The following is a 22113-nucleotide window of genomic DNA, read 5'->3' as shown; positions in this document are numbered from 1 at the left end:
TATTTTTGCTAATTTTAGCCAAAAAGGCCTAATTTTCCACGTGCAAAAGGTGGCTTTAGCGGATAGTTTAACCGCATTTTGGCTATAATCGCTCAAATTTAAGCAAGCTCAGGATAAAGATGGCAGGCGAAGATCAGGAAAAAACCGAAGAAGCGACCCCCAAAAAGATAGAAGATGCCAAAAAAGACGGCAACGTTCCCAAAAGTCAGGACCTAGCTGGGTTCGTGACCCTTGTCATCGCTATTGGCGTACTACTTGCGATGCTAAATTTTATGAAAGAACAGATCATCTCACTTTATATCTACTACTCAAAATTTATCGGTCAGCCACTGACCTTGCCAACTGTAAAAATGATCGTCGTAAATACCTTTGCAAGGTCGCTTCTTATGATACTTCCAGTTTGTATCTGTGTGGCGATCGCTGGTGTCATCGCAAATGTAATGCAGTTTGGATTTATCTTTACCGCAAAGCCTATAATGCCAAATTTTGGCAAGATAAACCCACTAAAGGGACTAAAAAATTTATTCTCGATGAAAAAAGTGATAGATAGCATTAAAATCGTGCTAAAAGTTAGTATCGTCTTTGGTGTTGGATTTTATTTTTTCTTGCAGTTTATCAAAGAGCTTCCGCACACGCTCTTTTTTTCTATGTTTGATCAGCTTGCTTGGCTAAAAGAAAAGCTCATCATTCTTGTTAGTGTCATGCTTTTTATTCTTTTTGTGATCGGACTTATCGACCTTCTCATCGTGCGTTTTCAATACTTTAAAGACCTTCGTATGAGCAAGCAAGAGATAAAAGATGAGTATAAGCAAATGGAAGGAGATCCGCAAGTGAAGGGCAGAATTCGTCAAGCACAAATGCGTGCAGCCAAGCGTCGAATGATGCAAAATATCCCACAAGCTGACGTAGTCATAACAAACCCTACTCACTACGCCGTGGCGATAAGATATGATAAAAGTCGCGACGAGGCGCCGATAATACTTGCCAAAGGTGTTGATTTTTTAGCACTGCAAATCAAAAAAATAGCCGTTGAAAATGGTGTGCAAATTTATGAAAACCCACCACTCGCAAGAGAGCTTTATAAAATTTGTGAAGTCGATGATACGATACCAGCACATCTTTTTAGGGCCGTGGCCGAAGTGCTAAGCTTCGTTTATATGAGCAATAAACAAAAATTTAAAGATAAGCTTTGATAAATTCTACTCTTGCCACTAGAAATTACTAGCAGCAAGAGAATTTATCTATTATAGATATCCAAAAGCAGTTGCAAAAATATAGCCAAATATACAAGAGGATATAACACCAATAAGACCCGGAATGATAAAGCTGTGATTGATAACAAATTTACCAATATGTGTCGTACCGCTTCTATCAAACTGAATAGCCGCAAGGTCGCTTGGATATGTTGGTAGGATGTAGTATCCGTAGCAAGCTGGCGCAAAGGCTAGAATGATAGCAGGATTAACATCGATATTTAATGCTAATGGTACAAATGCAACCAAGGCCGCAGCTTGAGAATTTACAAATTTTGAGATAATCAAGAGCATAACCGCATAAGTCCAAGGGTGCTCTTTTACGATGCTTCCTAGCGCCTCTTTCATCATCGGAGTATGCACTGCAAACATAGTCTCAGCCATCCAAGAGATACCAAATACTGCAACAAGAGCGATCATGCCTGATCTAAATATCTCGTTTTTACCGATCTTGCTAGCATCTGTTGGTGTAAAGATTAAAATGATAGCGCCTGTTAAAAGCATGAAAATTTGGATAACATGAACCATACTTAGGCTCTTTGAAGATGCTTGTTTGTTACTTATATTGATGTAAGCACCTTGGAATTCTTCTTTTGCGCCTTTTTCATTTATATATGTTACTGCACCATCAGCTGTGCGAGTAAGAGTTTGATTTGCATCTTTGCCGATGATTTTGACTGATTGAGCTTTTTGATTAGCATTTAGCTTATCGTTTGCTACTTTTAACTCAGCCGCCTCTGTTTGGATGCTAGCATCTTTTATTTTTAAGGTTTTTAAGACTTTTTGTTCAGTTGGAAGGTTAGCTATTACTTGAACGACTGTTGCGTCTTTGTAAGTAGTCCAGCTTGGACGAAGATCTTTAAAATATCCAAGAAGCGCAACTACAAGGATAGAGCCTAAAAATATCCACATCGCAGCCCATTGATAGCCAGGAAGCTTTTTGCCTAAAAGTGTCGCACTATCGCCATAAACATATTTTTTAAACTCAGGATCTTGAAGCTTTGCTTGAAATACTTCGTCTTTATCAAGATCTTTGCCTCTAAACCAGCTAAAAATTCCTACCACCAAAACGCCACAAAATGTTGATGGAATTGTAATCTTTAAAAGATCTAAATACCCATCAAAGCCAGCTAGGTGAGTTTTAGCATTAATAAGAAAGCTTGTAAGAGTTACAACAGCAACTGAAACTGGGCTAGCGATGATACCCATTTGTGAAGCTATCGAGCTTGCTGCCATTGGTCGCTCTGGGCGGATACCATTTTTGATAGCAATATCATAAACGATAGGAAGCACGGTATAAACAACGTGTCCAGTGCCGCATAAAATAGTAAGCGTACATGTTACAAAAGGAGCCAAGATACTTACATATTTTGGATTTTTTCTAAGTATAGTTTCTGCTATTTGAAGCATAACATCAAGGCCACCACTGGCTTGAAGCGTAGCACTTGCCACAACAACAGCAAGGATAGTTAGCATAACATCAATAGCTGGCTTACCAGGCTCGATGTTAAATCCAAAAACAAGAACTATAAGACCGATACCGCCTAGCATACCAAGTGCGATACCGCCTTTTTTAGCTCCGTAGAACAAACAGATAAGGACGATGAGAAGCTGTATAGCAAACTGCATGCCTTCACTTAAATTCATGAGAAAATCCATGAAACCTCCTAAGTTAATATAAATTTAATCAAGATTATATCTCTTATGGATTTAGATTAAACTTATATTTTAAGGATAATTTGATACAAATATAACATTTTGATTAATAAGGCTTATTTAGGATAAAATTTATAAGATTATCTCTTACAAATTTTTTATTTGATCTTGAAGATTTTATTTGTCTTAGAATATATAAAATGAAAATAGCATTGTTATATTTTAAATTTATTAATAACAAAAATTTATTTAAATTTTATAAATAACCTAGAAGTCTTGTAAATACGAAATTTAATAGAACTAAGAGAAAAAGGATTGATGTTTAAAGAAAGGTAATGGTGGTTAGAGGCAGAATTGAACTGCCGACACGCAGATTTTCAGTCTGCTGCTCTACCGACTGAGCTATCCAACCACTCGTTAAAGAAAGTCAGATTATACATGTTTAATATTTAAAGCAAGTTTAAAATACACACTTTTTTAAATAAAATAAGTTATGTTTTTCTATTTTGACTTGAAACATAAAAGAAATTCTATAAAGCAGATAATAAATTACAAGCTTAAATAAGCTTGTAATTTATTTTAGTGTATACGAAATAGGAAAGCGCAGATAACGATCTTGCTTAGGCTTTGGAAACTCAGAACTTGCTCTTTGAATATTTTCTAAAGCACCATTATCAAGCGACTCGAAACCAGAGCTTTTACTAACTTTAAGTTTATCTATGCTGCCGTCTTGCTTGAGTAAAAATCTAACTTCTACAATACCTTGATGCTTCATACGTCTAGCATTATTTGGGTAACTTTTATGCCTCTTAACTGCGATTATAACCTTCGTAAAATCTTCATCACCTTGCGAATTTGATAAATTTAGCTCAGGTGTTACATTTTGAACTGGAGCTGCAGCGATAGACTTGTTATTGGCTGGCAAATTTGTATTTACACTAGCTGGCGGTACAATAGGCTGCACTGGCTGAGCAATTACTGGTTCAGGCTTTGGCTCTATTTTTTTCTCTTTTTTAGGCTCTACCTTTTTTATTTCACGCTTTGGTTTCTCCACCTTTTTAGGTTCAGGTTTTGGTTCTGGCTTTGGCTCAGGTTTTGGTGGCTCTGGCGGTGGTGGTGGAGCTGGTGGAGTTGGCTCTGGGATAAGCATTTGCTCCGCTATTTGAGGTGCTGAGACTTGCGGCACTGGAGTAAATGAATTAAGAGCTATTTTTATCGGTTTTTGCTCACCTATTTTTATCTCATCAAAATTATGTGAAAGCAAAAAATATACTGCTGCTCCATGCACTATAAGTGAAACAGCTAAGCCGCTGTAATTTGAAATTTTATTCAGAGATTGTTTGGATTGCAAAATTTTCGTGGCCCTTCTCTTTTAATATATCAATTACTTTGACAAAGCTATCAAATTTCGAATTTTTATCGCTTTTTAGTTCGATCAATGTCTTTATATCAACCGCATTTAGCTTATCTTTGAGTTCATTCTCAGAAATTTCTACATCATCTATAAAAAATTTATTATCCTTATCAATTACTACGCTTACCTTTTTATCGTCCTCTTTGCTTTGCTCAGCACTGTTTGCACTTGAAAGATCAATAGCTATCTTGCCTTGAGCAATAAAAGTCGAAATGCTAAGCACGATAGCAAGCAAAACAAGCATAATATCAATAAATGGGACAATATTTAACCCATCTTTTTTATTTAGACGCATTTTCAGCCTTATATCTATTTAGCATCACATCTACTTTTCTGACAAAACCATTGTAAATCATCAAAGTTGGTATCGCCACAAGTAGTCCAAAAGCAGTTGCTTTTAGCGCAAGAGAGAGGCCGACCATTATGCTTTTAGTATCGATTCCGCCTGCCATACCCATATCATAAAATGTGATCATAATTCCAGCAACTGTACCAAGAAGTCCTACATATGGCGCATTTGAGTAGATAATGTAAAGCGTGGTTAAATTTTTGGTTAGTGCCTCTTCAAGCGATTCGATACTTTTGTAGCCTTTTATATCAACGCGTGAATAAAAAATAATACGCTCAATCGTATACCAAAGTACAAAAAAACTCATAATGCCTAAAATCGCAATAATTACGTGATCAATGTGATGTTTAATTAGCTCCATAATACCTTCTTAGTAAAAATTTTTGCGTGATTATAGCTATATTGATAACCAATGTCAAATGCTTAGTAAAAATGTAATCAAATAAAAACTAAAATTTTTAATTTTGTATGTATATATTTAATTATGTTTAGAATTTCAAAAATTTAATTTTTTTCTTAGTAGCTCTATTTCAGCAATAACCATTTTTGGCGTAAGCTCCTTCATACAGGCATGTGTCTTTATAGGACATACTCGCTTCATGCATGGCATACAATCTAAATTTAAATGCACCATCTTTGCACTCTCATCTTGCCATGGGCTAGTCTCTTTAAATTTAGTCGGCCCAAAAAGAGCCACAAGTGGCACTTTATAGGCAGCTGCGATATGCATAGGACCACTATCATTTGTCAAAAAGATGCCATTTTTTATAGAACCTATGACCTCACAAAGCTCTTTTATGCTTGTTTTTCCAGCCAAATTTTCACATTTCACACCATTTTGTAAGAGTATTTGCTCGATTTCATTGCAAATTTCAAGCTCGGCTTTTGAGCCAGTAATCTTTACATCAAATTCATCCTTAAAGTGCAGTGCAACCTCTGCAAAATAGTGCGGATACCACCTTTTGGCACTTCCGTAGCTAGCACCTGGATTTAGCACGAGAAGCTTTTGCTCGCTTTTCTTAGCTTCATAATAAATTTTTAATTCGTTTGAAATTTCTTTTAAATTTAGGCTTTTCTTTATGAAATTTAGATATTTTTGCACCTGATGCAAGCTCTCGCTACTCTTTTTAAAGCAAAATTTTTGCTTTGCTTTTAGAAAAAAAAGCAAAAATTTACTAGCAAATGAGCTTCTAAAACTAATAGCAATATCAAATTTTCCAAGCTTGCTAGCTGTTTTTATAAGACTTAAATATCTTGAGTTTTGCTTTTTACTATCGTCAATGACTACTTTTTCACACTTTGGATGTGATTTGTAAAGTTCACAGGCCACATAAGAGCCAAAAAATACAATATTTTTAGCATTTTTACTTAAATTTTCTATCGCCCCGCTCGCCATCACAGCATCTCCAAGCCAGGTTGGAAGCTCTATAAAAACTCTCACTTTTGCTCCAAATTTAGCACTTCATTTATGATTTCAAGAGTTTTGCTTGCATTTTCTTCTATACTAAATTTTTGCGAAAGTAAAAATGACTTTTCTTGCATCTCTCTCATCATGTCATTATCATTAAGCACCTGCTCCACTAGCTCCAGTATACTTTCATCATTTGGTTCACGCATGATAAAACGATTTTCTAAAATTTCAGCTGCCCCATTTTGAGCCGTTGTAAAGACAATATTTTTAAAGCTAAGCGCCTCTAGAACGACATTTGAAAATGGCTCATAGTGTGTTGGAAATATAAAAATATCGCTTGCTTCATAAAATTTTGCAGTCATTTTTTGCTCACCTGTAAAAAATGCCTTTATTTTTAGCTTTTTTGCTAGCTTCTTATATGAATTTAAATTTTTATCTTTGCCTACTATTAGCGCATTTACTGGTGTTTTTAGCTTTGAGACAAGAAGTAAAAAGTCCTTTGCTCCTTTTCTTTTAAAGCCATTTCCGATAAAAAGCACAATTGGTAAATTGTAGTCAAGTCCAAATTCTTCACATACGCTAAGTTTTGCTTCTCCTTTTTCTACTTTTTGTGGCAAATTTATACCGTTGTAAATAGTAACGATTTTTGACTCATCGATACCGTAAGCTGAGATGATTTGCTCTTTTATGTAGTTTGAATTTGCGATTATCTTTTTAGAATTTTTAAAGCAACGTTTTTCTAGATATGGATAGACAAAATTTAGAGGATTAACCCACCAAAATGGCTTTGTGGCACGATAAATTTTATGTACCCCATCCCCTGCTCTATAAATATCTGCGCAGCTCACTCGCTCCAAGCTAAAATATACCTCATCGCTTTGTTTCTGGCGTTTTACCTGTGAGTTAAATCTCAAAGCCTTTTTCCATGACGAGATCCTAGCCTCTCCTAGATATGAGCGCACAGATGTCTCTATACCTACGTCTTTTAGGGCTTTAGTAAGCCTTCTTAAATAGCGTTCGGCACCACCGACTGCGTTTGGATTGATACGTAAAAAAACTATTTTTTTCATGACCTCAAAGCTTTTTGTTTTTGTGATTTTTTATTTGTAATGTCCGCCATAATATCAAAAATTTTTATAAATCAGCCTATTTTTTGCCTAAATTTCATAAAATTACACAAAGGATAAAAATGAAAACACTTACGATTATTGACACTTTTGGTTTCTTTTTTAGGCTCTACTACGCCATGAGCGGACTTAAAAACAGAGAAGGCAAACCAAGCGGAATGATAAGTGGCTTTGCAAATTTTATAGCAAGCCTCAAGGATGAATACCAAAGCGACTATCTCATCTTCGCACTTGATAGCAAAGGCAAGACCTTACGTCACGAAATTTTAGGTAATTACAAAGCAAACAGGAGCGAGCCGCCAGCTCAGCTAAAAGAACAGCTTCCAGTTTGCATAGATATGATAGAAAAAATGGGACTTTACAGCCTTAGCCGAGAGGGCTACGAGGCCGATGATATCATCGCAAGTGCGGTTAAATTTTGCAAGGATAAAGGTATATTTGTGCGAATAGTCACCCACGATAAAGACCTTTACCAGCTCATAGAGGACGGCAAAGTGAGCATCTACAGCCCACAAAGCAAGATCGATCATGATAGTGCAAGCTGCTTTGAAAAGTACGGAGTTTATCCAGCACAGGTGAGGGACTTTTTAGCCATCGCAGGCGATAGCTCGGATAACATCCCAGGTGTAAAAGGCATCGGCGCAGTGGGAGCTAAGAAGCTTTTGGCTGAGTACGGAAGCTTAGAGGGAATTTATGAAAATTTAGCCCTTCTTAGAAACGAGCGCACTAAAAATATGCTAGCAGCTGCAAAAGACGAAGCATTTTTGAGCAAAAAGCTAGCCACTTTATTTGATGACGCAGTTAGTTCATTTGATCTTGAGCACTCTAAATTTCCAGAGCAAAATCCTCTGATAAATATCTCAGAAATTTTAAAAGAGTACGATCTAAACAGACTTCTTAAAAGCTTGCAAAAAGAGGAAAATGCCGAATTTAAGCTTGGCTTTAGAGCAAATTTACTCCTTGATGAGGCTAGCATTGAAAAGCTCTTATCAGACGTCACACCAGAGACTATCGTCGCCTTTGACACCGAGACCACAGGCGTTGATAGCAGGAACGCAAAGATCGTTGGATTTAGCTTTTGCTTTAACGACGAGGACGCCTACTACGTGCCAGTGGCTCACAGCTACCTTGGTGTGCCGCAGCAAATTAGCCTAAAATTTGCCACTTGGGCGATAGGACAAATTTACAAAGGTTGCGTGATCGGACAAAATTTGAAATACGACTTTGAGATAGTTAAAAATAACCTAGGTCTAAATCCTCCAGCAAATTTTAAAGACACAATGATCCTTGCTTGGCTTAGCGATCCAAACTCGAGTGTCGGCATGGATGCGCTAGCAAAGAGGCTCTACGACTACGACACGATAAAGTTTGAAGACGTTGTCAAAAAGGGGCAAACTTTTGGCAATGTGCCGCTAGAAAATGCCGCCAAATACGCGAGTGAGGACGCTTGGATAACGCTTAAATTTTATAAAACTTTTTTAAATACACTTGATAAAAATTTACTCACCCTTGCCGATACGCACGAGTTTCCTTTTATCCTCACACTCTTTGACATGGAGCAAAACGGCATCAAGATAAACGAAGCTAAGATGCAAAAGCTCATCCTTGAAAACGACACCAAACTAAAGACGCTAACAAGTGAAATTTACGAGCTAAGCGGCGAAAATTTCAACATAAACTCAGTAAAACAGCTTGGCGTCATACTTTTTGAGCATCTAAAGCTTCCAACCAAAAAGAAGACAAAAACAGGATATAGCACCGATGAGAGCGTACTAGCTGAACTTACGGACGCTCATCCAGTGATTGAGAAAATTTTAGCTTACAGAGAGCTATATAAACTACAAAGCACCTACTGCGAGCCACTTTTAGCGCTTGCGAAAAAGGATGAGGGCTCACGAATTTACACGAGCTTTTTACAAACTGGCACGAGTACTGGCAGACTTTCAAGCAAAAATCCAAATTTACAAAACATCCCTGCTCGTGGTAGCCTCGCAAAGGATGTTAGAGAGTGTTTTGAGGCGCGCGAGGGCTATAGCTTTGTGGGGCTTGACTACAGCCAGATCGAGCTTAGGCTGCTAGCTCACTTCAGCCGTGATCCTGCGCTGCTTGAGGCGTTTAAAAATGACGAGGATATCCACGCAAGGACGGCTATTAGCATATTTGGTAGCAGTGATGGGCAAAATAGAGCCGTGGCAAAGAGTATAAATTTTGGCCTCATTTACGGTATGGGCTCAAGCAAGCTAGCAAATCAGGTAAATATCACAAGAGCCGAGGCAAAAGAGTATATAGAGCGCTATTTTAAGGCGTTTGAGACGATCAAAGAGTTTTTGGAGAGCATAAAAATTTCAGCTAAAAACGACGGCTTTGTGCAGACGCTGCTTGGCAGAAGACGCTACTTTGACTTCAAAAGTGCCACGCCTATGCAAATAGCAATGTTTGAACGCGAGGCGGTAAATACAGTCTTTCAAGGCTCTGCGGCCGATCTAGTCAAGATGGCTATGGTAAAAGTTAGAGCAAATTTAGATGAAAATGCAAAAATGCTACTTCAAATCCACGACGAGCTGATCTTTGAAGTAAAAGACGAGTTTGCGCAGGAATTTGGCAAGGCGACGCAAAAGACAATGGAGGAAATTTATACGCTAAATGTGCCGCTTAAAACATCGCTAAATATTGCCAAAAATTGGGGTGAACTAAAATAAACGGATAAATTTTGCTGGAGTTTTTAATATGATTAACTCCTTCTTTATACTTAAAAAAAATAAAGTTGTAGTTTATCACTATATCTTTGGACTTTTATACTTTTGCAGAAAGCAAATGACATCAATCAAATAAGCCAGCAAGCAGCCCAACGCGTAACATACGATGTCGCTAACATCAAATGTTCCACCAAAGACTATGCGTATTATTAAATTATGAATATCTAAAATTTCAAGTACTTTAAAGTATTGTAAAATTTCTATAAATAGTGAGAAAGCAAATATTTCAAACGCTAAAATTTTTGGTGCGGTTTTAAACACGGCTCGTCCAAATGCGTAAAGCATCACCGTAACTAACACATCACCCAAATAATGACGTACAAAGCCACCTTTAACAAAAGCTGCGATATAAATTTCGATTGCCAAAATCACGACTGCTACGGCTAAAAAGGATAATCTAACTCGCAAGCTATGTCTCATTTTCTCGTATTGAAAAGATTTGTATATTTTTCGTTTTACTTGCATTTTTTACTTATTTGAAAATTTTACCTTTTTATAAATTAGAAATGATATCCATGCCATCTTTAAAGCCAGGATAGTGCTGGATATATTTTTCGCCCATAAATGTATTTATAACTTCCATCTTGTACTCGTTAAAAAGGGCATTTCATTAGGTTTTACTTAAAATTGCTAAAACCCAGCTATTTCATGAATTGTAACAGATAATAGCAATATTGCCAAATAAAGAAAATTTCTTATTTTTAAAATTCTTTGACAAAAATATCAACCAAAATAGCTTTTGAAAGTATTTTTTAGACAATTAATAACTTTTGGTTTAAGGATAATGAAATTTATGGATTAAAATTTTTCTATCAAATCTTTAAAAATTTCATAAAGTTTATTTACTTCGTGGGAGCTAACCCGTTCGTTTTTAGCGTGTATACGGTCGTTTATGACGCCAAATTCTATCGCATCTACGCCAAATTCAGCAAAGTGCCTTGCATCGCTAGTGCCGCCTTTTGTGTTTAAAAGTGGCGTAACGCCTGTGAACTTTGTGACAGAAGCCATTAAATTTTTTACGATTTTGCTATCTTTATTCGTTAAAAATCTCTTTGAGCTTTGCTTTATACTAAGCTCGTAATCAAGCCCATCTAAAACCTCTCTAAGATAGCTCTCGACGTCATTTACGTCGGTTAAATTTGAGTTTCTCACATTAAACATTATGCTAAGCTCGCTTGGTGTGACGTTGCAAACTTGCATGCCACCTCTGATATCAGTTACCACAATCTTGCTTGGACTAAAAAACTCACTTCCAGCGTCCATATCGTGATCAGCTATCTTACTTAAAAGTGGAGCTATTAAATTTACCGGATTTATGCACTTTTCAGGATACGCCACGTGCCCTTGAACGCCCTTTATCACGATCTTGCCATTTATCGAGCCACGTCTGCCAACTTTTATGCTATCACCAAATTTTTTATCACAAGTTGGCTCAGCCACTACGCAAAATTTTGGCAAATCATTTATTTTGCGTAAATATTCAAGTGCTAAAGGCGTGCCATATGTGCCATCGCCCTCTTCGTCGCTTGTTAATATGAGGCTTAGCTTCCCATCAAATTTCGCATCTTTAGCAGCGCAAACAAAAGCAGCCACGCCACTTTTCATGTCCTGTGCGCCTCTTGCATAGATGTAGCCATCTTTTTCTAGTGGAGTAAATGGCTCACTATCCCAGCCCTCACCTGGAGGCACGACATCAACGTGTCCAGCAAAAGCTAGATGCTCGCCATCACCATAAATTTTAGAGAGTATGAGATTTTTGGTGCCATTTTTTTCTATAAATTTAGCCTCAAAATCAGGCAAAAATTTAGCGATAAACTCTAAGCTCCCAGCATCATTAGGTGTGATAGAGCGAAAGCTTAAAAGCTCTTTTAAAAAGCTAATTACCACTAAGTACCTTATGAGCCAGCACGCTCTGGCGCGCCAAAATAAAAGCCCTGGAACTCATCTACACCGATCTCTTTACAGATTTCAAATATCTCTTTTGAATGCACATATTCAGCAATAGTTTTTATACCAAGGTCTTTTGCAAATGCCACGATCGCACTTGCGATAGAGTGTGAATCTTTATTTATGTCTATATCTTTTATAATAGAGCCATCGATCTTCACGTAGTCAGGCTTGATCTTTATAATATAAGAAAAATTTGAATATCCTGAGCCAAAATCATCGATAGCAATCTTTGCACCCATGCTTTTTACACGCTCGATAAAATTTGAAACTCTCTCTAAATTTTTAAGCTCTTCATCTTCAACGATCTCAAACACCACTCTACCAGCAACATTGTGCTTGTTTAATAAATTTAAAACAAGTGAGCTAACATCACCATCGATCATATCTCTACTGCTTAAATTTATAGAAAGTACTAAATTCTTATCCTCTACAAGCTGTTTAAAACACTTTACAATGAGTTGTTTCTCAAGATCAGCATAACGCTTAATGCGCTTTGAGATATCTAAAAAGACATTTGGTGATATAACATCGCCTCTATCTAAAAGTCTTATCAAGCATTCGTATTTTACGGGTACCTTTTGGTCATTAACTATCGGCTGAAAATAAGGAACAATATTGTTGTTTATAGTGGCGTATTGTATCAGTTTAGAGCGTTCTATTTGAGTTGCGTATTCCTCTTTTTGATTTAGCCCTTTGAAATAACAAACATAGTCTTTATCTTGCTCTTTTGCTGTTTTTAACGCTATTGTTGCTTTTCTTAGTGTTTGGTCACTATCAAGAGCAAAGCCTATTGTACTATGTATCTCGATACCTTCTATCTCTCTACCATCTTCATCGACTATACTTAGCATACGACCTTTAAAAATTTCTATCAAATCTTCAACCATATCCTCGTATCTATCGATAAAGCTATCGCTATCTTCTACCAGAGCAAATCTATCTGCTTCTATACAGTAAGCCTTCATATTCTCATCTTTGGCAAATTCACTGATCAAATCAGCCATCTTGACCAAAATCTGATCACATGCAAATTTACCGTAAAAGTCATTCATCTTACCAAAATCATCAATATCTATAAGCACTACTTTAGGATTTTCATAGCTATTAATATCACGCACCAATGCTGTTTTATTTAAAAGTCCAGTCATTGGATCTATATAAAGCTTTTCTCCAAGCTCTTCTATCTGCTTTTTAGTATCTATTTTTAATGCGTTATAGTTATTTTTTTCTTTTATATACTTAACCGCATACCATATACAAGTAGATAAAGCAACTATTGCACCAACGAAGCTTAAGATAAATGTTAAAGTCATATTATTTAAAAGCCACTCAAAAAAGTACTCATCATGCGCACCAGTAATACGTTGATCGACCTTTCCTTTAAAGCCTAATATATACTCTCCGACCGGCACAAACATACAAACTTGAGCAGCATTTTCTGGCAAAATTTTTGCCCAAAAATAATCTTTTTGGAAATTATGAGCAAAGATATTTCCACAGCTTTTGTCGTTAAATTCTTGATTTATTATTCTTTTTTCTGAAGACGCTACGACCTTGTATCCATTTTTATTATCATCCTTTAATAAAAGGACATCACCCATAGCGCTATCGTTAATGTAAGATTGAAAATTTGCGACATCATATTTGCTGACATTTTTGAAATAATCAACATATTGATATGTCAAATAATCAACTTTCTTTCGAAGATTAAAGCCATTTTCAGCAGAAGCATTATTAAATTTAAAATAAAAAACTGCTAGGTTTTCAACTAAAAAAATACTTCCCAAAACAAACACTAAACCTATAATCGTTTTAGTGATGTTTAGATTTTTACCCGTTTGCTCGTCCTTGTTACTCAAAAGTTACTTCCCTTGTTTTGTGTAATTGCCCTGATTATATCAACCTTAAAATAAATTTTAACTTTTGGGAAAAAGTTAAAGCCTGACTATTTTAGCTCCATATCCGCCTTGATTTGCCGGTGCGTCAAAAAATTCTTTCACGCTTGGATGCTCTTTTAAGAAATTTTTAACTGCAAAGGCGAGCTTGCCAGTGCCGATGCCGTGAAATACGCTAACCTCATCAAATCCCATAACAAGACTATCTGAGATAAATTTATCCAGTTTTGCTATCGCCTCATCAGCTCTCATGCCATGCAAATCAAGCGAGAGTGAGGCTGTCTTTGGTTTATCGACATTTAGGCTCACGCCACCTTTTTTAGGCAAGACTACTTCGTTGCCATTTTTTCTTAAAAGCTCTAGTGGCACGCGTAAATTTATGCCATTTGACTCGATCATTGCGTCATTTTTAGAGATGCTTAAAACCGTGCCTTTTATATTTTCATACTTCACTCTATCGCCTATTTTTAGGCTCTCGCGCTCAGTTTTTTTAGGCTTAACGATGGCAGCTTTTTTCTCATTTGCCACGTTTAGCGCCCTTTGCTTGTCTTTTATGTCCTTGAAATTTATAACAGCTTTTGCCGCATTTATCGCTTCATAATACTCTTTTTCAAGGCGCGCAATAGTCGCATTTAGCTTGATCTCATTTTTCTCTTTTAGCTCTTTTTGCTCCTCAAGCAAGCGCTCCAGTCGCTCCTCTTTTGCCGTAACCTCTTTTATGCTCTCATTAAGCTTGGTTTGTAGATTTAGCGTCTTTGTGATGATCTCGTTTAAATTCTCTTTATCCTCGCCGTAAATTTTCTTTGCCTGAGCCACTAAATTTTGAGATATGCCGTATCTTGCCGCCGTTTCAAAGGCATAAGACTTGCCGATCGTGCCTTTTAAAAACTCAAATTTAGGCCTTTGAGCCGCCTCATCGTAAAGTGCCGCCACTAGCTCAACCTCTGGATTCTTAGCTAGTAACATCGCAAGGCGCTTGTGGTGGGTCGTGATGATCATTTTGATATCTTGAGTGATGAGGCGCTCTATCATGACTCCATATAAGCTCGCAGCCTCCTCAAAGTCGGTGCCAAGTTCGATCTCGTCGATGCCGATGATGATCGATCTTTTAGTAAAAAGCTTTGCAAAATGCACCATCCTGCCAGCAAAGGTCGAAATGTCGTTTTTCACACTTTGCGGATCTTCGATAATAGCGTCAAATTCTTTAAAAGAGCCGATCGTTGAGCGGTTTGCATCGATACGCATAGGTAGTAAATATTTCGCAAGCAGTGTGGCTGAGATGATAGATTTTAAAAGCATCGACTTACCACCAGCATTTACGCCGGTAATGAGAAGTACCTTTTTGCTAAAATCCACACTCACGCTCTTTGGATTTTTTAGCGCTGGGTGGGCAAATTTCTCAAGCTTTATGACGTGCGAGCTGTTTGGCAAAACAAACTCATAATCACGTGACCTTGCCAAATTTACACGCGCTTGATATGCGTCAAACTGATCAAAAGCGTTGTTTATAAATTTCAAAAAAAGTAGGCTCTTGCTCATCTGCAAGCTAAATTTCTTGCAGTGCTCAAAAATGATCTCCTCTTTTCTATCAAGCAGTTCGCCTTGCTCCTTTTTTAGGCGCTCGGTGCTTGCAGGTGCGACGTAGAAGTAGCCGCCTGAGCTTCTGGCGATAACGGTGCCTTTTAGGGCGTGATTAAAGCCGCCACGCACCAAAAGTGCCTCTTGCGAGTTGATATAGTGCGTCTGGGTATCGACTAGATAGGGCGTGATGTGCTTTGAGTAGATGAGCTTTTTAAGCTCAGCGTCGATCTGGCGCTTTTTCTCGATAAAAGCCTGCTTTATCGCGTAAAATCTCTCATCCACGCTGTCGCTAAACTCGCCGTTTTCATCAAAGCTGTTTGCCATATGGCTCATCGCTTCAGGGATTTCAACCTTAGCGATCCACTCGCCAAGCCTGCCTTCAAATTTTTGCTTTTTTAGATATGAAAAATATTTAATGATCTTTGCAAACTCGTAAATTTCACTGATGTGAAGCACTGCTTGCTTGCTAAGTCTCATAAGCGCGTCATCAAGCTCTTTTATCTCATCAGGCGCCTTAAAATCATACTTTGAAAGCTCGCTAATGTTTTCAAAGTGGATTTTGCTGTCACCTTGTAAAAATAGCGGTTTTTGCCTTGCCAAAAAGGAGTTAAATTTCTCTAAATACTCGCCCAAATCAAGCTTTAAAAATATCTCTTCAGTCATTGCTCACAACTTTTTATCGGCACTATCACGCCTGAGAGGTCGCTAAATTCTCTTTTAGCTAAAAATGACGCTGTGCCAAATTCGTAGTTAAATTTCTCAGCGCTCACGTTATATTCGCCACATTTTAGCACTTTACCCTGCTTAAAATCGCTAACTAGCTTTGAGATGGCATCCTCGTTCTTTGATAAATTCTCTTCGTAAAAATAGACGCAAATAAGGATCGCTACAAGCACCGTGCTAACGAGCGCTTTTATGCCTTTGCTGATCTTTTCATCTTTTATCGCCCAGATCGCTCCAAAAAGTACGATCAAGCCAGCGATTAGGATCAAATTTCTTACCATTTTACGCCCTTATATTTTGCGATGAGTTCTTTGTAAAGCTCAGAATGAGGCTCGATCTTTTCTAAAATTTCAGCCTTAACCTCACTGATATCTTGTTTTTCAACTAGCAAGCAAACAGCCATATACGTGGCATTTGGCAGCATCTCTTTTATCTGAGTGCTACTTAGCTTTTGCGACCTTGCAAGCGCGATCAAGATATCTTTTTTACCTAAATTTATAAGGCTTGAAATTTCTTCTTCACTAAGCTCTTTTTCTTTTATCTCTTTTAAAATTTCATTTTCATCTTGAAGCTTGAAAGTGCTTAGATCCATTAATATCCGCCCCTTAGCTGTACGCTGATATCGCCCGCTCCAAAGCCAACTACGATGCCATCACTCAGGCGGTTTTTTACGCCAAATTCATCTGTAAATTCTATGCCCTCTTCAACCCTTTCGACCTTATCGGTAAAGATCGGGTTATACTCGCTAAACTCGCTCTTCATATCAACTTCGATCGGATTTTCCCCAGCTGCATAAACTGGCAATATGACAAGCTCATCAACGCCTTTAAAGCACTCTTTAAAGCCAGGTAAATTTGTGCTAAGTCTTGTGTAGCGGTGTGGCTGAAATATCGCTGTGACGCTGTTTATACCTAAAATTTTGGCGTATTCAAAGACTGATTTTAGCGTCGCTTTTATCTCGGTTGGATGATGCGCGTAGTCGTCGATTAGGACGAAATTTTTGTTTGCGCTAAGGATGTCAAAACGCTTTTTGATCCCTTTAAAATTTAGTAAATTTTCTCTAATGTCTTTAAGCGGCGTCTCGTGCATCGCAGCAAGGATAGCCAAAGATGCGTCTATAGCGATGTGCTCGCCCATGCCAAAGGCTTCAAATTTGCCTAAATTTTTAAGGTTGAAGCTAGTGTATGGCTGATAGTCTCTTACCACCATCGTTAGCTCTGTGATATCACTGCTTGGATAAAGCCTGATCGCATCAAGCTTAAGCGTGCTCAAAAACTCGTCCTCAGCGTTTATCACTCTAACCTTTGCACGCTCCAAAAAGCCCTTGTAAGCTGCGTAAAATTTAGCTAGATCGTAGTCGTAGTGCTCCATGTGCTCTGGCTCTGCATTGGTGACGATGGCTAGATATGGGTTTGAGTTTAGAAAGCTAGAATCGCTCTCATCAGCCTCAAATACGACGTTATCGCTTTTGGCGTAGCGCATATTTGAGCCAAACTGCTTTGATATGGCGCCGATGATCACTGAGCCTTCAATAAGGCTTGCTAGCATCGCTGAAGTCGTGCTCTTGCCGTGTGCGCCAGCTACTGCAAAGACGCACTTATCTTCAAGCACATAAGGCAAAATTTCTTTTCTTGAAAAGCACTTTATGCCCTTTCGTCTGGCCTCCACTAGCTCGATATTATCCTCTTTTATCGCAGCTGAATAGACCACGAAGTCTTGGTCTTTTATCGCCTCTTTACAGTGTGGCGTGATGACTTCGATGCCTTCATCTTTTAGCTCTAGCGTCGTTTTGCTCTCTTTGATGTCGCTGCCGCTTATCTTGTGACCCTTTTCGCGTAAAAATCTAGCGATGGCTGAGATGCCGATGCCGCCGATGCCTATGAAATGGACTTTTCTGATCTCGTTGTTTAGCTCTTGCAAATTTTATCCTTAAGTTTTTCGTGATTTTAACAAAAACTACTAAATTTAAGGCTGAAAATGGCTTTTATTTGCTTAAGCTAAAGCTTTCATCTATCAGATCAAAAACGGCTTTTTGTGAGATTTTGGAGTTTAAATTTACACTTATCAAGTGCTTTTTATTCATGTGATATGCTTTAAAAATTTGCTCTTCATCAACTAGCACCATGGCTAGATCAGGGCTACATTTTAGATTTAAAACTTCTATTATCTCGTCACTTTCAAGACCTAGCTTGCTTGCACTTATATCCATAAGCAGTGCAAACCACTTCTCATTTTTCTTATGGCGAAAGGCGCTAAAATTTGGATATTTTGGGAAAATTTGCTCGCCCAAAACGTCAAATTTCTCTTTTATATATTTTTCAATCTCGCTTCGTTTCAAATTTCACTCCAAAATTCCTTTAAAGAGCGCTCATTCTCGTAGTCGTGATGTCACATTACCCAACTCGTAATCGCGATAACTTTTGCTAAATTTGCTCTTTTCTACCTAGGCACAGCGCTTCATCTTTTAAATTTAGCCTCTATCTGCATAAAACCCCAAGTGTTTCTAGCCTCGCTAAGCTCCTTTTTGTTAAGCTCATCGATCATCATCTCTTCGTTCTTGCCGAGTCTATTTTTAACTTCACCAAACGGATTAATAAGCATCGAATCGCCGTAAAAGCTCCACTGCGCATCATCGCTCTTGTGGCTTCCTACGCGGTTTACGCGCAGCACGTAGACGTTATTTGTAAAGGCTCTAACCTTTAAAAGCTCCTCCCAGCGCGCCTGAGAAAAAAATGTACAAGCCGTTGGCACGAGCACGATATCGACCTTTTTGGCGCTCATATACGCCCAGCACACATCAAAGTGCGCCTCATAACCAAACATAACACCAACCTTAAATTTATCGTAGGTAAAGATAGGCAAATTTAGCTCATCGCTTGTGTTATTAAAGAATTTCGCCTCATTCCAGTGAGCGTAAGGCATGAGAATTTGCTGATCATATAGCTTTACTTGTGTTGGGGTAAATTTAGCTAGACTTTTAAAAATTTCCTTACTTTTTAGATTTACTATGGGTGCAACAATATTTAGATCATACTTTTTTGCCATTGCAAAAAGAGCCTCTTTCTTGCGCTCGCTCTGCTCTTTTATGAGGCTTTTTGGCATGCTAATGAGCTCTTTAAAAAAGCTATTTAGCACATATTCACCAAGCACAACAAGTCTTGCGTTTTCGTCAGCACAAATTTTTAGATAATAATCAAGCCTTGCCTCACTTAAAGGCTGCGTTGGTAGCTGAAGAGCACAAATTCTACTCATCATCCACCTGCTTTATGCTAAGTTTTGCGTTTTCTAAAATTTCTCTTGCTTCATTTAAGAGCTTTTTGCCCTGCTCGTGCAGCTTTATGCTATTTTCTAGACTCACATCATCTTTGTTTAGATCGTTTAAAATTTTATCTGCTAGGGCTAATTTTTCTTCAAAGCTCTGCTCTTTTTGCTCCATTTTCTATCCTTTTAATATATTTTTTATATATCCATCAAATTTTTCTATCTCGACCAAAAATGCGTCGTGGCCGTAGTTGCTATCTATCTCTACGAAATTTGTATTCTCTCCTCGCCCCATCTCGCAAAGTGTGTCATAAATTTCTCTCATACAGCACGGCGGAAAGAGTAGATCGCCTTTGAAAGCGATTAGATGTAAGTTTGCTTTTATCGGCGCAAGGGCGTCTTTTAGATTGTCATAGTGCCTTGTACAGTCAAAGATATTCATCATTTTTACGATATATAGGTAGCTTAGCGGATCAAACCTCTTTGGAAAGTTGTAGCCGTTGTACTCCATGTAGCGATCCACCTGAAAGCGCCCAGAAAGCTCGTAAAGGCCGTCAGTCTCGACGTAGTTTCGTCCAAATTTCTCATCCATACTATCAGGGCTTAAGAAGCTGATATGCCCTGCCATCCTGCCGTAAGCCATACCTTTTAGACCATTTTTTCTTATAAATTCCGCATCGTATTCGCCGTTTTTGAAATTTTCATCGTTTAAAATGGCTTCGATGGCGATTTTGTTAAACGCTATTGCCCATGGCTTAGTCTGATAGGTGCTTGCTAGCATTATGATATCTTGCGCAAATTCTGGAAACTCGATAGCGTAGCAAAGTGCTTGCATACCGCCAAGACTACCACCTATCACGGCTCTTGCCCTTGTGATACCAAGCTCGCCAAATAATCTCACTTGCGCCTTTACCACATCACTTATAGCAAGGACTGGGAAATTTAGCCTATACTCTTTGCCGCTACTTCGATCAACGCTTAGCGGCGAGGTCGAGCCAAAGCATGAGCCTAAGATATTTACGCAAATAACGTAAAATTTATCGGTATCGACCGCCTTTTTGCTGCCTATCAGCCCGTCCCACCAGCCAGCTTTCTCATCGCCTGCGTAAGTGCCAGCAGCGTGGTGCGAGCCAGTTAGGGCGTGGCAGATCACGATAACGTTGCTTTTATCAGCATTTAGCGTGCCGTAAGTCTCGTAAATAAGCTTGAAATTTGATAGCATACGGCCACTCTCAAGATAGAGTGGCTCGTTAAATTTAATAGTTCTAGTTTGCAGGTCTAACACTAATTAACTTTGTAGTTTGGTGCCTCGTGAGTGATAACTACGTCGTGGACGTGGCTCTCTTTTAGTCCTGCGCTTGTTATCTCGACAAATTCGGCTCTTTCTTGAAGAGTTGGGATATCTTTTGCGCCTACATAGCCCATAGCGCTTCTTAGGCCGCCTATTAGCTGATGGATCACATCTTTTATGCTGCCAGCAAATGGCACACGGCCTTCGATGCCTTCAGGTACAAGCTTGTCTTGAGCGGTGCCCTCTTGGAAGTAGCGATCCGAGCTGCCCTTTGTCATAGCGCCTATTGAGCCCATACCGCGATATACTTTGTACTGGCGACCTTGAAATGTTATAAGCTCGCCTGGGCTCTCTTCGCAACCTGCAAGTAAGCTACCTGCCATGACGCAAGCTGCCCCTGCTGCAAGGGCTTTTGCTACGTCGCCTGAGTATTTTAAACCACCATCAGCAATAACTGGGATACCATATTTCGCTGCTTCGCTTGCGCAGTCGTCAATCGCTGAAATTTGAGGCACACCAACACCAGCAACGATCCTTGTGGTACATATTGATCCAGGTCCAATGCCCACTTTTATGCCGTCTGCTCCTGCTTCTGCTAGGTCTTTTACAGCTACTGGATTTGCGATATTGCCAGCTACGACATCGACATTAAAATTTGCCTTTACCTCTTTTAAAGTATCAATAATACCCTTTGAGTGGCCGTGAGCTGAGTCGATGACAATGACATCTACACCAGCATCGACAAGTGCTTTAGCGCGGTCAATCTGACCCACACCAATAGCCGCTGCTACGCGAAGTCTGCCGTAGCTATCTTTGTTTGCATTTGGATACTCTTTACGTTTTTTTAGATCTTTTATGGTGATAAGGCCATCAAGTCTACCGTCTTTATCGACGATAGGTAGCTTTTCAACTCTGTTTTGAGAGAAAATTTTCTCCGCATCATCAAGCGTGCAGCCCTTTGGTGCAGTGATAAGCGGTGCTTTTGTCATGCGGTCTTTTACCAAAACGCTCATATTTGTCTCAAATCTCAAATCGCGGTTTGTTAAAATTCCTATTAGTTTGCGGTCCTTATCTATAACTGGAACGCCTGAAATATGAAGATCAGCCATAAGACCTAGAGCTTCGGCCACGGTCGCCTCTGGATGTATGAAGATAGGATCTATGATTACGCCACTTTCACTTTTTTTGACACGCTTAACCTCTTTTGCTTGGCTTTCGATGTCCATATTTTTATGTATTACGCCGATACCGCCAAGCCTTGCCATCATAATAGCAGTTCTGTGCTCAGTCACCGTATCCATCGCAGCAGAGACCACTGGGATATTTAGCGTGACACTTTTGCTGATCCTGGTTTTTACATCAACTTGCTTTGGCAAAATTTCAGAGTATTGCGGCACAAGAAGCACATCCTCAAATGTTAAAGCTCTCTTTACTATCTTCATATTT

20 protein-coding genes and 1 tRNA gene are annotated in these 22113 nt (G+C 38.6%); 2 read left to right on the top strand and 19 right to left on the bottom strand.

Translation table 11 applies throughout. The annotated features are described in order from the left end of the window. Positions 1-119: 119 nt before the first annotated feature. Positions 120-1193, top strand: a complete 1074-nt coding sequence (gene flhB, locus CCON33237_RS02235) for a flagellar biosynthesis protein FlhB (protein WP_054196209.1) — start codon at positions 120-122, stop codon at positions 1191-1193. A gap of 51 nt (positions 1194-1244) precedes the next feature. Here the strand turns inward: flhB and CCON33237_RS02230 are convergent, their stop codons facing one another. The 7 genes from CCON33237_RS02230 to CCON33237_RS02200 all read right to left on the bottom strand — a co-directional run bounded on the left by CCON33237_RS02230 (position 1245) and on the right by CCON33237_RS02200 (position 7153). Further along, complete coding sequence (locus CCON33237_RS02230) at positions 1245-2912, bottom strand: anaerobic C4-dicarboxylate transporter (RefSeq protein ID WP_054196208.1); 1668 nt, start codon at positions 2910-2912, stop codon at positions 1245-1247. A gap of 333 nt (positions 2913-3245) precedes the next feature. Further along, positions 3246-3321: transfer RNA gene (locus CCON33237_RS02225), tRNA-Phe, on the bottom strand. 162 nt (positions 3322-3483) lie between these two features. After that, positions 3484-4260 carry an energy transducer TonB gene (locus CCON33237_RS02220; protein ID WP_054196207.1) on the bottom strand — a complete coding sequence of 259 codons (777 nt, stop codon included), beginning with the start codon at positions 4258-4260 and terminating at the stop codon, positions 3484-3486. Then, complete coding sequence (gene exbD / locus CCON33237_RS02215; protein ID WP_054196206.1) at positions 4235-4618, bottom strand: TonB system transport protein ExbD; 384 nt, start codon at positions 4616-4618, stop codon at positions 4235-4237. Before exbD ends, CCON33237_RS02220 begins: the two co-directional genes overlap by 26 nt. Then, entirely contained in the window at positions 4605-5033 is a 429-nt protein-coding gene (gene exbB / locus CCON33237_RS02210) for a TonB-system energizer ExbB (protein ID WP_054196205.1), read from the bottom strand. Before exbB ends, exbD begins: the two co-directional genes overlap by 14 nt. Before the next feature lie 135 nt (positions 5034-5168). Beyond that, a complete protein-coding gene (gene waaF, locus CCON33237_RS02205; protein ID WP_054196204.1) occupies positions 5169-6113 on the bottom strand; it encodes a lipopolysaccharide heptosyltransferase II in 945 nt (314 codons plus the stop codon). After that, complete coding sequence (locus CCON33237_RS02200) at positions 6110-7153, bottom strand: glycosyltransferase family 4 protein (protein ID WP_054196203.1); 1044 nt, start codon at positions 7151-7153, stop codon at positions 6110-6112. Before CCON33237_RS02200 ends, waaF begins: the two co-directional genes overlap by 4 nt. Positions 7154-7272: 119 nt before the next feature. On the opposite strand from CCON33237_RS02200, the gene polA reads away from it, so the two are divergent. Further along, positions 7273-9909 (top strand): DNA polymerase I, encoded by a 2637-nt coding sequence (polA, locus tag CCON33237_RS02195; protein WP_054196202.1) that lies wholly within the window; start codon positions 7273-7275, stop codon positions 9907-9909. A gap of 78 nt (positions 9910-9987) precedes the next feature. Here polA and CCON33237_RS02190 read toward each other — a convergent pair whose 3' ends face one another. The 12 genes from CCON33237_RS02190 to guaB form a co-directional block, all read right to left on the bottom strand. Next, entirely contained in the window at positions 9988-10386 is a 399-nt protein-coding gene (locus CCON33237_RS02190) for a ribosomal maturation YjgA family protein (RefSeq protein ID WP_054197376.1), read from the bottom strand. A gap of 378 nt (positions 10387-10764) precedes the next feature. After that, complete coding sequence (gene dapE / locus CCON33237_RS02185; RefSeq protein ID WP_054196201.1) at positions 10765-11853, bottom strand: succinyl-diaminopimelate desuccinylase; 1089 nt, start codon at positions 11851-11853, stop codon at positions 10765-10767. A gap of 8 nt (positions 11854-11861) precedes the next feature. Beyond that, entirely contained in the window at positions 11862-13775 is a 1914-nt protein-coding gene (locus CCON33237_RS02180) for an EAL domain-containing protein (protein WP_054196200.1), read from the bottom strand. Between the two features lie 75 nt (positions 13776-13850). Beyond that, entirely contained in the window at positions 13851-16055 is a 2205-nt protein-coding gene (locus CCON33237_RS02175) for an endonuclease MutS2 (RefSeq protein ID WP_054196199.1), read from the bottom strand. Then, positions 16052-16396, bottom strand: a complete 345-nt coding sequence (locus tag CCON33237_RS02170; protein ID WP_054196198.1) for a hypothetical protein — start codon at positions 16394-16396, stop codon at positions 16052-16054. Before CCON33237_RS02170 ends, CCON33237_RS02175 begins: the two co-directional genes overlap by 4 nt. After that, a complete protein-coding gene (locus tag CCON33237_RS02165; RefSeq protein WP_054196197.1) occupies positions 16390-16707 on the bottom strand; it encodes a hypothetical protein in 318 nt (105 codons plus the stop codon). The genes CCON33237_RS02170 and CCON33237_RS02165 overlap by 7 nt, the downstream gene beginning before the upstream one ends. Beyond that, positions 16707-18014 (bottom strand): UDP-N-acetylmuramate--L-alanine ligase, encoded by a 1308-nt coding sequence (gene murC / locus CCON33237_RS02160; protein WP_054197375.1) that lies wholly within the window; start codon positions 18012-18014, stop codon positions 16707-16709. The genes CCON33237_RS02165 and murC overlap by 1 nt, the downstream gene beginning before the upstream one ends. Before the next feature lie 85 nt (positions 18015-18099). Further along, the gene (locus CCON33237_RS02155) at positions 18100-18453 is read right to left on the bottom strand and encodes an MmcQ/YjbR family DNA-binding protein (RefSeq protein ID WP_054196196.1); all 354 of its coding nucleotides are present in this window, start codon (positions 18451-18453) and stop codon (positions 18100-18102) included. A 119-nt stretch (positions 18454-18572) separates the two neighbouring features. Next, positions 18573-19367, bottom strand: coding sequence for a carbon-nitrogen hydrolase family protein (locus tag CCON33237_RS02150; RefSeq protein ID WP_054197374.1), 795 nt, complete (start codon positions 19365-19367; stop codon positions 18573-18575). Beyond that, on the bottom strand, positions 19360-19551 hold the full coding sequence (xseB, locus tag CCON33237_RS02145; protein WP_004317712.1) for an exodeoxyribonuclease VII small subunit: 192 nt from the start codon (positions 19549-19551) through the stop codon (positions 19360-19362). Before xseB ends, CCON33237_RS02150 begins: the two co-directional genes overlap by 8 nt. Positions 19552-19554: 3 nt before the next feature. After that, positions 19555-20661, bottom strand: coding sequence for a homoserine O-acetyltransferase MetX (gene metX, locus CCON33237_RS02140; RefSeq protein ID WP_054196195.1), 1107 nt, complete (start codon positions 20659-20661; stop codon positions 19555-19557). Beyond that, positions 20661-22109: an IMP dehydrogenase gene (guaB, locus tag CCON33237_RS02135; protein WP_054196194.1), complete on the bottom strand. Its 1449-nt coding sequence runs from the start codon at positions 22107-22109 to the stop codon at positions 20661-20663. The genes metX and guaB overlap by 1 nt, the downstream gene beginning before the upstream one ends. Between the last annotated feature and the right edge of the window lie 4 nt (positions 22110-22113).

Source organism: Campylobacter concisus (assembly GCF_001298465.1).
Taxonomy (GTDB): Bacteria; Campylobacterota; Campylobacteria; order Campylobacterales; family Campylobacteraceae; genus Campylobacter_A; species Campylobacter_A concisus.
The sequence above is the reverse complement of the archived record's forward strand: the minus strand, read 5'-3'. Positions and strand labels throughout refer to the sequence as shown.